This is a genomic window from Bacillus sp. 11B20, from assembly GCF_056098985.1.
The window spans coordinates 372,036-385,732 of sequence record NZ_JBLZWZ010000008.1 but is presented as its reverse complement, the minus strand read 5'-3'; the positions used below and the strand labels follow the sequence as shown (position 1 = coordinate 385,732).

The 13,697-nt window shown below is 40.8% G+C and carries 16 protein-coding genes; 14 read left to right on the top strand and 2 right to left on the bottom strand.

Features of this window, described 5'->3' with window-relative positions; all coding sequences use genetic code 11:
* The first annotated feature begins 53 nt into the window (after nt 1–53).
* From ACN6NB_RS11305 to pstB (ACN6NB_RS11285), 5 genes are all read left to right on the top strand, one after another.
* A complete protein-coding gene (locus ACN6NB_RS11305) occupies nt 54–971 on the top strand; it encodes a phosphate ABC transporter substrate-binding protein (protein ID WP_047202306.1) in 918 nt (305 codons plus the stop codon).
* Nucleotides 972–1,050: 79 nt separating this feature from the next.
* Nucleotides 1,051–1,977, top strand: a complete 927-nt coding sequence (gene pstC / locus ACN6NB_RS11300; protein ID WP_047202305.1) for a phosphate ABC transporter permease subunit PstC — start codon at nt 1,051–1,053, stop codon at nt 1,975–1,977.
* Nucleotides 1,977–2,861 carry a phosphate ABC transporter permease PstA gene (pstA, locus tag ACN6NB_RS11295; RefSeq protein ID WP_025092964.1) on the top strand — a complete coding sequence of 295 codons (885 nt, stop codon included), beginning with the start codon at nt 1,977–1,979 and terminating at the stop codon, nt 2,859–2,861. Before pstC ends, pstA begins: the two co-directional genes overlap by 1 nt.
* Nucleotides 2,862–2,884: 23 nt before the next feature.
* Nucleotides 2,885–3,697, top strand: a complete 813-nt coding sequence (pstB, locus tag ACN6NB_RS11290; RefSeq protein ID WP_034280171.1) for a phosphate ABC transporter ATP-binding protein PstB — start codon at nt 2,885–2,887, stop codon at nt 3,695–3,697.
* A gap of 15 nt (nt 3,698–3,712) precedes the next feature.
* On the top strand, nt 3,713–4,495 hold the full coding sequence (gene pstB, locus ACN6NB_RS11285; RefSeq protein WP_039179987.1) for a phosphate ABC transporter ATP-binding protein PstB: 783 nt from the start codon (nt 3,713–3,715) through the stop codon (nt 4,493–4,495).
* A gap of 41 nt (nt 4,496–4,536) precedes the next feature.
* On the opposite strand, the gene ACN6NB_RS11280 is transcribed toward pstB (ACN6NB_RS11285), so the two are convergent.
* Together ACN6NB_RS11280 and ACN6NB_RS11275 are read right to left on the bottom strand one after the other, a co-directional pair.
* Entirely contained in the window at nt 4,537–5,037 is a 501-nt protein-coding gene (locus ACN6NB_RS11280) for an endolytic transglycosylase MltG (RefSeq protein WP_064497607.1), read from the bottom strand.
* Nucleotides 5,034–5,381, bottom strand: coding sequence for a hypothetical protein (locus ACN6NB_RS11275; protein ID WP_024422989.1), 348 nt, complete (start codon nt 5,379–5,381; stop codon nt 5,034–5,036). Before ACN6NB_RS11275 ends, ACN6NB_RS11280 begins: the two co-directional genes overlap by 4 nt.
* Before the next feature lie 413 nt (nt 5,382–5,794).
* On the opposite strand from ACN6NB_RS11275, the gene rpmG reads away from it, so the two are divergent.
* The 9 genes from rpmG (at nt 5,795) to ACN6NB_RS11230 (ending at nt 13,612) form a co-directional block, all read left to right on the top strand.
* A complete protein-coding gene (gene rpmG, locus ACN6NB_RS11270) occupies nt 5,795–5,944 on the top strand; it encodes a 50S ribosomal protein L33 (RefSeq protein ID WP_008360061.1) in 150 nt (49 codons plus the stop codon).
* Between the two features lie 48 nt (nt 5,945–5,992).
* On the top strand, nt 5,993–6,553 hold the full coding sequence (locus ACN6NB_RS11265; protein ID WP_126681589.1) for a 5-formyltetrahydrofolate cyclo-ligase: 561 nt from the start codon (nt 5,993–5,995) through the stop codon (nt 6,551–6,553).
* 131 nt (nt 6,554–6,684) lie between these two features.
* Nucleotides 6,685–7,146, top strand: a complete 462-nt coding sequence (locus ACN6NB_RS11260; RefSeq protein ID WP_126681590.1) for a hypothetical protein — start codon at nt 6,685–6,687, stop codon at nt 7,144–7,146.
* 85 nt (nt 7,147–7,231) lie between these two features.
* Nucleotides 7,232–7,405 (top strand): hypothetical protein, encoded by a 174-nt coding sequence (locus ACN6NB_RS11255; protein ID WP_162473402.1) that lies wholly within the window; start codon nt 7,232–7,234, stop codon nt 7,403–7,405.
* A gap of 86 nt (nt 7,406–7,491) precedes the next feature.
* The gene (locus ACN6NB_RS11250) at nt 7,492–9,030 is read left to right on the top strand and encodes a rhomboid family protein (protein WP_107163356.1); all 1,539 of its coding nucleotides are present in this window, start codon (nt 7,492–7,494) and stop codon (nt 9,028–9,030) included.
* A 70-nt stretch (nt 9,031–9,100) separates the two neighbouring features.
* Entirely contained in the window at nt 9,101–9,304 is a 204-nt protein-coding gene (locus ACN6NB_RS11245) for a YqgQ family protein (RefSeq protein ID WP_047202300.1), read from the top strand.
* Between the two features lie 13 nt (nt 9,305–9,317).
* Nucleotides 9,318–10,271: an ROK family glucokinase gene (locus ACN6NB_RS11240; protein ID WP_144491410.1), complete on the top strand. Its 954-nt coding sequence runs from the start codon at nt 9,318–9,320 to the stop codon at nt 10,269–10,271.
* Nucleotides 10,272–10,484: 213 nt separating this feature from the next.
* A complete protein-coding gene (locus ACN6NB_RS11235) occupies nt 10,485–12,404 on the top strand; it encodes an LTA synthase family protein (protein WP_039179972.1) in 1,920 nt (639 codons plus the stop codon).
* Between the two features lie 86 nt (nt 12,405–12,490).
* Nucleotides 12,491–13,612, top strand: coding sequence for a M14 family metallopeptidase (locus ACN6NB_RS11230; protein WP_474253363.1), 1,122 nt, complete (start codon nt 12,491–12,493; stop codon nt 13,610–13,612).
* Nucleotides 13,613–13,697: the final 85 nt, after the last annotated feature.

Here is a 13,697-nt window from a genome sequence, read left to right as displayed (position 1 = left end):
AGAACCTTTAATGTATTACTCGTAGGACAAATTATTCAGGGGGTATTCTTGAAATGAAAAAGAACAAATTATGGCTGCTTACTTTCCTTACTATCGCATTGTTAGCATTCGTCACAGCATGCGGAAACAGCAGCTCAAGCGGAGATTCAAAAGACAGTAAAGGAAATGCTTCAAACAAAGATGAGGCATCAGGTTCCATTACCATCTCAGGATCATCTGCGATGCAGCCTTTAGTTCTTGCGGCAGCAGAAAAATTCATGGATAAACATCCAAAAGCCGATATTCAAGTACAAGCCGGCGGTTCAGGAACAGGACTTTCTCAAGTTTCAGAAGGATCTGTACAAATTGGTAACTCAGATGTATTCGCTGAAGAGAAAGACGGAATCGACGCAAAAGCTTTAAAAGACCACAAAGTAGCAGTTGTTGGAATGGCCGCAGCTGTTAACCCTGAAGTGGGTGTCAAAGACATCACAAAGGACGAATTGAAAAAAATCTTCACTGGTAAAATCAAAAACTGGAAAGAGCTTGGCGGGAAAGACCAAAAAATCACGCTTGTTAACAGACCTGATTCTTCGGGAACACGTGCAACATTTGTGAAATATGCACTTGATGGTGCAACACCTGCAGAAGGAATCACAGAAGATTCTTCAAACACAGTGAAAAAACTGATTGCAGAAACACCAGGTGCGATTGGATACCTAGCATTCTCTTATTTAACAGATGACAAAATTACACCGCTTAGCATTGATGGTGTAAAACCAGAAGAAAGCAATGTAGAAAGCGGTAAATATACAATTTGGGCATACGAGCACTCTTATACAAAAGGTGAGCCGGAAGGTCTAGCAAAACAATTCTTAGATTACCTTATGAGTGACGAAGTACAAAAAGAAATCGTTAAAGACCAAGGCTACATCTCAGTCTCTAATATGAAAGTAGAAAGAGACGCAGCAGGCAAACAATCAGATAAGTAAGAGGGCTTGAATTGCTGATGAAGGAAAAGTGGAGCATTTCACTTTTCCTTTTATGACATTCATAGGAGTGTAGAAAAAGATGAAGCAGATAGAACATACAGAAGCGAGCGATCGGCTGATCAGCTCGAAGAAAAATAGGCAAATGGATGAAGTAAGAGGAAGTATTTTGGTGAGATTCTGCGCATTCTTAATGATTGCAGTATCCATCGCCATCACCATCTTCCTTGGCATTAAGGGTTTACAATCTTTCATCGTAAATGGTGTAAGCCCAATTGAGTTCTTAACCAGTATCAATTGGAACCCAACAGCAGAAAACCCGGAGTACGGCGCATTTCCTTTTATCTTTGGATCGATCGCCGTCACACTTCTATCGGCACTCATTGCAGCGCCGCTAGGCATCGCAGGAGCGATCTTTATGACAGAAATTGCACCTGCATGGGGCCGAAAAATTCTCCAGCCAGTCATTGAATTGCTTGTAGGGATTCCATCCGTTGTTTACGGATTCATAGGTCTTACAGTATTGGTGCCGTTTATCGGACATTTCAAGTCAAGCGGTTCAGGGCATAGCGTATTAGCAGGAACAATTGTCCTGTCCATTATGATTCTGCCAACCGTTACATCCATTGCAACTGACGCAATGGCTTCCCTTCCAAAAAGCTTGCGTGAGGGATCGTATGCACTTGGCGCAACAAGGTGGCAAACGATTAGACGTGTGCTTGTACCAGCAGCTCTTCCAACATTAATGACAGCGGTCGTTCTTGGGATGGCGAGAGCATTTGGAGAAGCCCTTGCCGTTCAAATGGTCATTGGAAACACACGTAATTTACCAGAGAGCATTATGGATACAGCTGGTACATTAACAACCATTATTACGTTAAACATGGGTCACACAACGTATGGAAGTGTTGAAAACAATACACTTTGGTCAATGGGGCTTGTCCTTCTAGTTGTATCGTTTATGTTCATACTCATTATCAGATACTTGTCGTCTAGGAGGAAGATTTAATGAATAGCAAAATGACCGATCGTTTTGCCACGTTTGTTTTTGGATTATGTGCCGCCATTATTACGGCGATCCTAGTTGGTTTGTTTTCTTATATCATTTTCAACGGGGCAAAAGAATTAAATTTTGACTTTTTGACAACCCGCTCAAGTGCAATTGGCTCTGGCGGCGGCATTAGGGATCAGCTGTTTAACTCGTTTTACATTTTGTTTATTACAATGCTGATCACAGTACCACTTGGTGTCGGCGGCGGAGTGTACATGGCTGAATATGCGCCTCAAAACAAAGTCACTGATTTTATTCGCACATGTATTGAAGTGCTGTCTTCACTTCCTTCCATTGTCATTGGTATGTTTGGTTTACTCATGTTTGTCAATTTAACAGGCTGGGGCTATACAATCATCGGAGGAGCTCTTGCGCTCACGGTGTTTAACCTGCCAGTGATGGTCAGGGTGACAGAAGACGCGCTTCGCTCTGTACCGAAGGATCAAAAGGAAGCATCACTAGCGCTTGGTGTGACGAAATGGCATACAGTGAAGACGGTCCTGATTCCAGGTGCGATTCCTTCTATTATTACCGGTGCGATTTTAGCATCAGGAAGAGTTTTCGGGGAGGCAGCAGCGCTTCTTTTCACAGCAGGTCTCACCACACCGCGTCTAGATTTTACAAACTGGAGTCCATTTTCTGATACGTCACCGCTGAATATTTTTAGACCGGCAGAAACATTGGCCGTTCATATATGGAACGTCAATACACAAGGAATCATTCCAGATGCAGAGGCCATTGCAAATGGTGCATCAGCCGTACTTGTGCTTTCAGTTTTAGTATTCAACTTAGCAGCTAGATGGCTTGGTTCATTTATTCATAAGAAGCTTACGTCAAAATAATGTGAGAAAGGTGTGAAGGGGATATGGTTCAAATGCTAGCAGAAAAAAAAGAGATTGCAGCAAAAAAGGCTCCACTTCAAGCAGAACAGATTTTACAGGTGCAGGATTTAAGCATTTATTATGGGGAAAAAAGAGCGGTCAATCACATTTCATTTGAAATTGAGAAGAACGCAATTACCGCATTAATCGGCCCATCTGGCTGCGGGAAATCAACCTTTTTACGCAGCATTAACCGCATGAACGACTTGATCCCAGGTGCGAGAAGTGAAGGGGCGATCATGTACGAAGGGCTCAATATTTTGGATGACCGCATTAATGTGGTCAATTTAAGAAGAGAAATCGGCATGGTTTTCCAAAAGCCAAACCCATTTCCTAAATCGATCTACAATAACATTACCCATGCATTAAAGTATGCGGGAGAAAAAAGAAAATCAGTGCTTGATGATGCGGTAGAGGAAAGCTTAACAAAAGCGGCGCTTTGGGATGAGGTCAAAGATCGTCTGCACCGCTCAGCTTTGTCATTATCCGGCGGTCAGCAGCAGCGCCTTTGTATTGCACGTACACTTGCGATGAAGCCTAGCGTTCTTTTATTAGATGAACCAGCATCTGCCCTAGACCCGATCTCAAATGCAAAAATTGAAGAGTTATTATCAGAGTTGAAAAATGATTATTCGATCGTCATTGTGACTCACAACATGCAGCAAGCGTTACGTGTATCTGATCATACGGCCTTTTTCCTAAACGGTGATCTAGTAGAATATGATGCCACTGAACGTATCTTTACACGTCCTGCGCAGCAAAAAACAGAAGACTATATCAATGGTCGATTTGGATAAGGCGGGTGGATTTTGATGAATGCAGTAGCAACTGAAACAGCAAAAAAAGAAGTGTTTCGTGTGAATGATATGAACCTTTGGTATGGACAGCATCACGCACTCAAGCATATTGATTTAGACATAAGAGAGCATGAAGTCACAGCAATTATTGGTCCGTCCGGCTGCGGAAAGTCAACGTTTATCAAGACCTTAAATCTCATGGTCAAAACAGTGCCAGGTGTGAAAATCACCGGGGATATGATGTATAACGGTGACAATATTTTAAAAGGCCGCGTCGATCTCGTGGAACTGCGTAAAAACGTTGGGATGGTCTTTCAAAAAGGAAACCCATTCCCTCAATCTATCTTTGATAATGTCGTCTATGGGCCAAGAATTCACGGGGTGAAGAGCAAGCAGCAATTAAAAGAAATCGCTGAAAAAGCGCTTCGTGATGTTGCCCTTTGGGATGAAGTGAAAGATCGCTTAAGTGCGCCTGCATTAGGTCTTTCCGGCGGTCAGCAGCAGCGTCTTTGTATCGCAAGAGCCATTGCTACAAGCCCAGATATCTTATTAATGGATGAACCAACATCAGCGCTTGATCCTGTCTCAACATTAAAGATTGAAGAATTGATTATGAAATTAAAAGAGAAATATACGATTGCCATTGTGACGCATAACATGCAGCAAGCGGCCAGGGTATCAGATAGAACAGCCTTCTTCTTAATGGGGGAGCTTGTTGAGATCAATGATACGAATGTGATGTTCTCTGAGCCAAATGATCAAAGAACAAATGATTATATATCTGGTCGATTTGGATAACAAAAACCCCTGGAGGTCAGCGCCGCCAGGGGGTTTTATTGTTATTTTGTTAAGGCTTTGACGATTTGTTTGAACGTCATCCCTGTTTTTAAATTGAACTTGCCTGCACGAATTTCTTTATGGTAGCCGGCGTCAATCACGTAATCATTAAAATCTTTAGACGAGTTGATGATTCCGTCCTTTTCAAGCATGTCTGAAACATCACTTGTGCTCATCCCGTTTTTAATAACGAATTTGACCGATTTGCCTTTAGGCTTGTCTGATGTTTCTTTATCATTTTTAGAATCGCCGTCTTCATTTGCTTTCAGTGCTTTTTCTTTATAATCAAGAAGCTGCTGATATGTTTCACGGCTGACGGAGACTTCTTTTTTAGAGTCTAAATAGTTTTTCACGTCAGTGTCTGTTACTTTCGCTGCGAGCGTTTCTTTTGTAGTTGTATCAGCCGTCGCTTCATCTTTTCCAGTGAGGAAAAAAACGATTGCCAGAACACCAGTTGCAAGAATCATACCTGCCGCAAACGTTTGGATGCTTTTTTTCGTCATACAAGCACCTTCTCGTTGTCTTTAATGATCATGTTGACTTCATCTACAGATACATGCTCAGCACGCGCAATGGCCTCAGGAGACATGCCATTTTGATGCTTTGAAATGATTTGTCTTGCGATAGATGGATCAATTTCTGAATGTTTGCGGACGACGATATTTGTTTCAAGCAATTCTTCTTCAAGAACCTTCATTTTCTTTTTCAGTTTATAGATTTCTTGCATTGCAGATAGTTGAAGTGTTTCAAGTTCCTGCTCGACTTCTTTAATCGGCTCTCTTTGAAAATATGAGAATGCGATCAGTACGATACTGACAACAAGCAATCCGATAATTGCAATTTCCATGTTTCATCACCTTTTATTCGTATTTTAATGCTGAAAACCATAAAAGGCTTTCATGATTGTTTCAGACAGTTTTCGACCCTTCTTTTTTATACCATAAAAAAGCTAGTTTCAAAAGGAATTGCTGAAAAAATCACCTTTTTTTCATCTTTTTTCTTTTTATATGAAAAACGAGTATGAAAATCTTGCTCGCTGTCAAAATAAAAGAGGGTTTCTCATGTATACAGTACGACAAAGATTGACGTTTTATAGGGGAGCAGGCCATTTTTCATGAAATGATCGTACGATATAGATCAGAACGCAGACGGATTGCACTGAAATTGAAATTGGTGAAAAAACATTCTAGCATTCCTAAGCTAGAAGTGGTATTATAGTTAGGTCTGAATGTGAATTGATTTTAGTTTGGAGGGAAAAACATGCGCGTAAATATTACTCTAGCTTGCACTGAATGCGGTGAGCGTAACTATATTACTAAAAAGAATAAGCGAAACAATCCAGATCGCGTTGAATTCAAAAAGTATTGCTCACGTGATAAAAAACAAACTTTACATCGTGAAACAAAGTAAGCAGCAGGGAATTTTCCTGCTGTTTTTTTATGATGGGAGATGATCTGTGTGAAAAAGGAACTCCGCCTTCAAACATTAGCCAAGCTGGATCAGATGAGTGCTGAGGAATTCGAGCGAAGCACCGCTTTACTTCATGAGCACTTGTTTCAGCTGCCAGCATGGAAACAAGCAAATACGATTGCACTCACCATGTCTAGAGGAAAAGAGGTACCGACAATGCCTCTCATTGAAAAAGCATGGCAGGAGGGGAAAACAGTATGTGTACCCACCTGTTTTCCGGAAACAAAAGAGATGACGTTTTATAAATATACACCAGAAACGAAGATGATATCCCGCTACTTTGGGCTATTGGAGCCCGACCCTATGGCGTCGGCCGCTGCATCTAAAGAATCAATCGATTTGATCATTGTGCCTGGGGTGTGCTTTGATCGACAAGGTTACCGTATCGGATATGGGGGCGGCTATTATGACCGCTACTTAGCTGATTATCACGGTGAAACCCTTGCCCTTTGTTTGACTGTTCAGCAAACCGAGCAGATTCCGGCTGAAACGCACGACATTCCGGTCTCCATTATCGTCAGTGAGAAAGGTATCTTATATCAAAAATAAAGTCCGCTGCTTATACGTATGAACGGGCTTTTTGTGTTGAGCGAAGGTCTTGTTTGTGATCAAAAGTCACATGAACGATAGCGATCAACATTCTTCATTAAAAAGCATTTTAGCTGACGGGGGGATATGTTTTGAAAAAATTTCGTGGAAAGAAAAGATACTTCCGTAATATGTGGGAGGAAGTGATTACTTATCAATTAACGCTCGACCACGATTCGTGGTTCTCTTTTTCGCATACGCACCTTGATTTTTTTGGAGTCGGGGAAAATAGCTTAAAAATAAGAAGAGAGCATATTAAAGCTCATATTGCTTTATATCATAGGCTGCTAAAACAGCTTGAAGGCTTTGAAAAGCCATACCAAACTTGGATTTGTATTCACGAGCATGACCCTGGTTTAGACGCTGTATATGTTCATACACCAAATCCATACGACAGTTACTTCCCGCACAAGGTGGAGGGGTTAGAGCGGAATTGTAAGCTGCCTCATACTTTCAAGGATTTAATCGACCTTCATCAATTTGACGTTTCTTATGATCAATCAGAGGGAGAGGTTTATTATATTCAATCAAAAGAACAAGGGATTAGATTGTGAAGGCCTGCTTTTAAGCGATAAAAATGTTGGTTCATGCATAAACAAATCCTATTTAAGCCACGATACGAACATAGGAGGGAATATGATGAATAAAATGATTTGGAGCATTGTGTTCACACTGTTTGCATTCGTTCTCGTGCAAAATCGTTATCGGCTCATGAATTTGATTTTAGGCCAAAATCAAGTACGTCACTTTTTGATTAAATGGCTGATGAAAATCCCATATTTTCGGACGAAATTTATTCGCCAAGCATTCTAATCCCGCAAATGCCGGGATTTTTTTGTTTTGAAATGCGGATCAGAACGATTCTTGCTATAATAATGTAAAAAATGGAGCGCGAATGTATGAATGTCATAGATAGTCTATTTTGGCGAGTTGTTGATGAACTAAGACAAAAAGGATACGAGATGATTCAAAGTCCGTACCCAGAAGATGAAATATTTTTTGAAGCACCACGAAACTCAGGCTATGATCTCATCCGTCTATATAGAAAAGATGTGAATTTTAGACAGGAGATTGTTCGAGATATCGAGGAGCAAACATATCGGATCAATCAACTGAGAGAAGCTATGCGTAAACGATCGCTTCATCTCTTGCAGCTGCAATTTACAACTGATGTTCCAGTAGATGATTGGGAAGACCTAAACGGTGAGCCGCAAAAAGAGAATAAGGTGACAGTTACTCCTGTGTTACTCAATGCAGACACGCTTCAAAACGATGTAAACGAACTGCATAAATGGCTCAATACATCTCTTGCAGTTGATGTAGAAGAAGCAAAGAGAGACACAGCTGAGGATGCAATGCAGCTTAAAAGGAACGTGCTCCAGGCATTTGATGATCAGGAAAAACAGCGTGAACGGGAACGGGCCGTGTTTCAAAATGGCAGACCCATTTTCACCTACTTGCTGATCGCTGTCCAAGTGGTGATGTTTCTTTTACTTGAGCTCTCTGGCGGAAGTACCAATACGGCAACTTTAACTGCATTTGGTGCTAAAAATAATGTGCTGATTTTAGAGGGTGAATGGTGGCGCCTGATAACACCAATGTTTTTACATATTGGCTTGACGCACTTACTCTTTAATACTTTTGCTCTTTGGTCCGTTGGAGCGGCTGTTGAGAGAATTTATGGGTCAGGAAGATTTTTGCTCATCTATTTGATTTCCGGCATTTTTGGCTCCATAGCGAGCTTTGTGTTTAATACGGCAATTGCAGCCGGTGCATCAGGCGCGATTTTTGGCTGTTTAGGGGCACTGTTATATTTAGCCATCTCAAATCGAAAGCTTTTCTTTCGGACGATGGGGACAAATATTATTGTCATTATTCTCATTAACCTAGGAATAGGCTTCACTGTATCAGGTATTGATAACGCAGGGCATCTTGGCGGCTTGGTTGGAGGTTTTTTCACCGCATTAGCTGTCCGTCTTCCTAAACAGACGCAGCCTGTCAAAATGCTTCTTGCGACTGCTGCTTTGCTCTTGATTGGTGGTTTTGGATTGTATACAGGGTTTCATTCTGATAATCAAAAGGAAGCAGCGGCAACAAGTGAGGCAGCGAGTTTATTTGATGAGAAAAAGTATAGCGAAGCAAGTGAACGACTAGAGGAATATGTTCACGAAAAAGATGCATCAGCTGAGGCACTTCATATTTATGCACTATCCGAAGCGCAGCAGGGCCACCTTGATAAGGCCATTCAATTTTTACAAAAGTCGCTTGAAAAAGATCCAGATGAACCAAATAAACTGTATCATTTATCGTTGTTATTCGTAGAAAAAGGAGAGACAACGAAAGCAGAAGAACTATTAGAGAAAGCATTAAAACAGGACCCTCAAAATGATCAATTTTTAAAGCTGAAACAATATATCGAAAATAGTCAAACACGTTGAATGACTTGACTGAAAGCGCATTTATGAATACGCTTATCCTATCTGTTGATGAGAAGAAATGGTGGAAACAATGAAAACGTTATATGATGTACAGCAGCTGCTTATGAGATTTGGAAATTATGTGTATTTCGGAGATCGTGAAGTAGAATTAGAATTTATGGCAGACGAATTGAAGGAAATGTATACATCGGGCATCATTGACCGGACCGAATGGTCAAACGCAATGACGATTCTTCAAATGGAGCTAGCCAAAATAAATCGAAAAACAATGTGAAGGTGGAGGGCATATGACAGGGGATTGGTTTGTAGGTATTGATCTTGGCGGTACGACAATTAAGCTTGCGTTCATTAATCTATATGGTGAAATTCAGCATAAGTGGGAGATTCCTACAGATAAATCCGGGCAGACGATCACGGTCGATATTGCCAAATCAATTGATCATAAACTGGTTGAGATCAGTATGCCAAAATCAGCACTTATTGGGATCGGAATGGGTGCACCTGGACCCGTAGATAAAGTATCTGGAATCGTCTATAAAACAACGAATCTGGGCTGGACAAACTATCCGTTGAAAGATCACCTAGAGGCAGAGACAGGACTTTCATCTGTCATTGAAAATGATGCGAATATTGCTGCACTCGGTGAAATGTGGAAGGGTGCAGGAGATGGCGCAAAAAATATCCTGATGGTCACACTTGGAACAGGGGTTGGCGGCGGCATCATCGTCAACGGTGAAGTTGTTCAAGGGGAGACAGGTGCTGGCGGAGAAATTGGTCATATTTGTGCCGTTCCATTTCAAGGAGCACCTTGTAACTGCGGAAGAACAGGCTGTATTGAAACGATCGCATCTGCAACTGGCATCGTCCGGCTTGCAAAGGATAAATTAGAAACCGAGCAGCATACATCTTCACTTGGCACGCTCGCTTCGCTATCAGCAAAGAATGTATTTGAAGCGGCAGAAAACGGAGATGATCTTGCAGTGCGTGTCGTAGAAGAAGTGACGACACATCTTGGACTTGTCCTAGCGAATCTTGCCAGTGCTTTAAACCCAACGAAAATTGTGATTGGCGGCGGTGTTTCAAAAGCAGGTGAGCTTCTTCGCAGTAAAGTAGAACGCGTTGTGAAACAACATGCGTTCCCGCCATGCGCAGACGATGTCGAAGTGGTGATAGCATCACTCGGAAACGATGCGGGTGTCATCGGCGGTGCATGGATGGCAAAAACCAAATGGCTGTCTTGAACAAAAAAGTCATAATGATGTCATTTTTATTAAAAAAAGCAATAGATAGGCATGAAATTGGATGTTTAGCATATTCATAAGTTTGTCATGAGGAAAAAGACATTGATTTTCCATCATATACAGGATAAGATATACTTTAGTTATTTTTCTAGAAGCACCAATAATTAGGGTATATCTAGGACCTAGATGCGCGCTTAGCATAAGGAGGTTACAATGCGAAAGAATAGATTAAAGGCGATTTCATTTTTACTGATTGCGACATTGCTGATGTGGGTCAAAACCTATGTTATCTATAAATCTAGCTTCAATATTAAAATTGAAAATTTCATGCAGGAGTTTATCCTGTTTATTAATCCGCTTAGCTTTCTCTTGTTTATCTTCGGTATCGGTTTATTTTTCAAAGAGAAAAATCGAAATCGATATATCATCGTGACAAGCTTTATCCTGACATTCATTTTGTTAGCCAACATTGTGTTTTATCGATTCTATAGTGACTTTCTAACCATCCCCGTTCTATTTCAAACAAACAATATGGGTGACCTCGGGTCAAGTATTACCTCTTTAATTGAACCAGTCGATTTACTGATGTTTGTTGATATCATCATTTTAATTTGGCTCTATAAAAAACAGCCTTCCTTTAGAACAGATGTCACAGTTTCACGAAAAGAACGAGCAGCATATTACTTATTTGTGGCAGCTACATTTTTCTTTAACCTTGGTTTAGCTGAAACAGAAAGACCAGAACTGCTTACTCGCTCATTTGACCGTGAGATGCTAGTGAAAAATATCAGCTTATATAACTTCCATATTTATGATGGGGTATTGCAATCGAAGCAGTCTGCTCAACGAGCCCTTGCTGACAGTAATAGCTTAACTGAAATTGAAAACTATGTAAGCGCAAATCAAACGGACCGTAATGAAAAGACATTTGGTCAAGCAAAAGGACGAAATGTCATTCTTGTATCACTTGAGTCTACACAGAGTTTTGTGATCAATGAAAAATTAAACGGGAAAGAAATTACTCCGTTTTTAAACAAATTGATCAAGAAGAGCTATAACTTTACTAATTTTTATCACCAAACAGGTCAAGGGAAAACATCTGATTCAGAGTTTATTGTAGATAATTCTCTTTATCCACTTGGAAGAGGGGCTGTGTTCTTCACAAATCCAAGTAATGAGTTTACAGCGACACCTGAGCTGTTAAAGGATGAGGGCTACCACTCTTCTGTTATTCATGCGAATAACAAAAGCTTCTGGAACCGCGACCTTATCTACGATAGCTTTGGCTACGATAAGTTCTTTGATATTAAATCATTTGATGTGAATGAAGAAAACTCAGTTGGCTGGGGACTGAAAGATGGTCCGTTCTTTGAGCAGTCCGCTGAATTAATGAAATCGATCCCGCAGCCTTTCTATACGAGATTGATTACATTAACGAACCATTTCCCTTTTGATTTAGATGAAGAAGATAAGCTCATTGATGAATATGATTCAAAGAGCAAAACGCTGAACAAGTACTTCCCTACAGTGCGTTATCAAGATGAAGCCCTTAAGCTTTTCTTTAAAAAGATGAAGGAAGCTGGGTTATACGATAACTCCATTTTTGTTTTATATGGGGATCACTACGGAATTTCTGAAAACCATAACGAAGCCATGGGACAATTTTTAAATAAAGAGATTACGCCATTTGAAGAAGTACAGCTTCAAAAAGTCCCATTTGTTGTACACATTCCAGGGGTAACGGATCAACATCCAAAAGAAATTGATACGGTAGGTGGTCAGGTCGATATCCGTCCAACTGTACTCAATCTTCTAGGAATTGATACAAGTAAACAAATTCAATTTGGTCATGACCTTTTATCAAAAGATACGAATGACTTTACAGTACTCCGTGATGGAAGCTTTATTACGAAGGACAGCATTTTTACAGATGGTGTTTGCTACAATAAAGAGACAGGCGAGCCAGCAGATGATAAAAATGTGTGTCAGTCTTATGAAGAGAAAGCGAAGCAGGAGCTTCAATTCTCTGATCAAATCATCTACGGAGATCTCCTTAGATTTTATGATCGAAATAGCCCGGACCATTCACCATCTAAAAAAGAAGGTGAAACGGAGCTGAAAAAGGCGTCCTAATAGATGAAAAAACCTCTGCTATTTTTAGAAGCAGAGGTTTTCTTTTTTTGCCTGACGGTTCATATAATATGAGAGGAGGGATGTAAATGAAGACAACGTCGTTTGGAAAAATTGAATGGCAGCTGGATGAAGCGGAGAGGGATGCTGTGGCAAAGCAGCTTGGTATTGGCAAAGCTGCTTTCCATTTATCTAACACAAGCACTGATGACCTTCTTTTACCGGGATATAGACTTCCAGAAGGAGTCCATGTATTTGATTCCATCGGTGATGTGCAGAGATTTATTACGCCTTATAGACTGCAGCAATCCGATGATTGGATCAATGGAACATTTGAATATGATAGCGCTCAATTAGAAAAAGAGCTGAGCCACTTGAAAGCCATATTTCCTTTTCTTCATATCAGCATTATTGGCCATTCTGTGCTTGATACACCTATTTATGAAATCCGAACAGAACCTGTTCAGCATTTACATTCTATTCATCTCAATGCCTCATTTCATGCAAATGAATGGCTCACGACGTCTGTTTTATTAAAATGGTTGAAATCGCTTTGCTTAGCAGCGTCTGACCCGGTGCAGGCAAGACATTATGAAGCGGTTCATATTCTGCAGACCACCGCTTTATCCATCGTGCCAATGGTCAATCCAGATGGAGTGGATTTGGTTCGTAATGGACCGGAGTCACTAGGTCTTCATCGTGAAGAATTCACACTGCTAAACGGTGGATATTCCGATTACCAGGAATGGAAAGCAAATATTCGAGGGGTGGATTTAAACAATCAATTCCCTGCTTATTGGGAGATCGAGTACTATCGTCATCAGTCGAAGGCACCGTCCTACCGGGATTATCCTGGGCGTGAGCCGTTAACAGAACCAGAAGCGAAAGCGATGGCAAATCTTGCGTTGCGAAAACGATTTGACCGGCTGATTGCCCTTCATACACAAGGAGAAGAGATTTATTGGGGTTTTCTTGGCCATGAGCCAGCCATCTCAAAAGAAATAGTCAAACGATTCGAACAAGTGAGCGGCTACAAACCGATCCAATATCTCGACAGCTATGCAGGCTATCGCGATTGGTTTATTTATCAATTTCATAATGAGGGCTATACAGTTGAGCTTGGTCTAGGGAAAAATCCTCTTTCCATGGATCAATTTGATTCAATTTATGAAAAAACAAAGCGGCTTTTGTGGGAAGCGTGTAAGTGTTAAAAGCACCTGTCTGGTGCTTTTTCATATTGGAGAAACAATTAATTGCTTAAGGTCAATAAAAACAATGTTGAAGTAATTGACGAAG

Bases quoted from the DNA above. Each gene is read 5' to 3' on its own strand.
- ACN6NB_RS11305 (WP_047202306.1), top strand. From the start codon at position 54: ATGAAAAAGAACAAATTATGGCTGCTTACTTTCCTTACTATCGCATTG.
- pstC (WP_047202305.1), top strand. From the start codon at position 1,051: ATGAAGCAGATAGAACATACAGAAGCGAGCGATCGGCTGATCAGCTCG.
- pstA (WP_025092964.1), top strand. From the start codon at position 1,977: ATGAATAGCAAAATGACCGATCGTTTTGCCACGTTTGTTTTTGGATTA.
- pstB (WP_034280171.1), top strand. From the start codon at position 2,885: ATGGTTCAAATGCTAGCAGAAAAAAAAGAGATTGCAGCAAAAAAGGCT.
- pstB (WP_039179987.1), top strand. From the start codon at position 3,713: ATGAATGCAGTAGCAACTGAAACAGCAAAAAAAGAAGTGTTTCGTGTG.
- ACN6NB_RS11280 (WP_064497607.1), bottom strand. From the start codon at position 5,037: ATGACGAAAAAAAGCATCCAAACGTTTGCGGCAGGTATGATTCTTGCA.
- ACN6NB_RS11275 (WP_024422989.1), bottom strand. From the start codon at position 5,381: ATGGAAATTGCAATTATCGGATTGCTTGTTGTCAGTATCGTACTGATC.
- rpmG (WP_008360061.1), top strand. From the start codon at position 5,795: ATGCGCGTAAATATTACTCTAGCTTGCACTGAATGCGGTGAGCGTAAC.
- ACN6NB_RS11255 (WP_162473402.1), top strand. From the start codon at position 7,232: ATGAATAAAATGATTTGGAGCATTGTGTTCACACTGTTTGCATTCGTT.
- ACN6NB_RS11250 (WP_107163356.1), top strand. From the start codon at position 7,492: ATGAATGTCATAGATAGTCTATTTTGGCGAGTTGTTGATGAACTAAGA.
- ACN6NB_RS11245 (WP_047202300.1), top strand. From the start codon at position 9,101: ATGAAAACGTTATATGATGTACAGCAGCTGCTTATGAGATTTGGAAAT.
- ACN6NB_RS11240 (WP_144491410.1), top strand. From the start codon at position 9,318: ATGACAGGGGATTGGTTTGTAGGTATTGATCTTGGCGGTACGACAATT.
- ACN6NB_RS11235 (WP_039179972.1), top strand. From the start codon at position 10,485: ATGCGAAAGAATAGATTAAAGGCGATTTCATTTTTACTGATTGCGACA.
- ACN6NB_RS11230 (WP_474253363.1), top strand. From the start codon at position 12,491: ATGAAGACAACGTCGTTTGGAAAAATTGAATGGCAGCTGGATGAAGCG.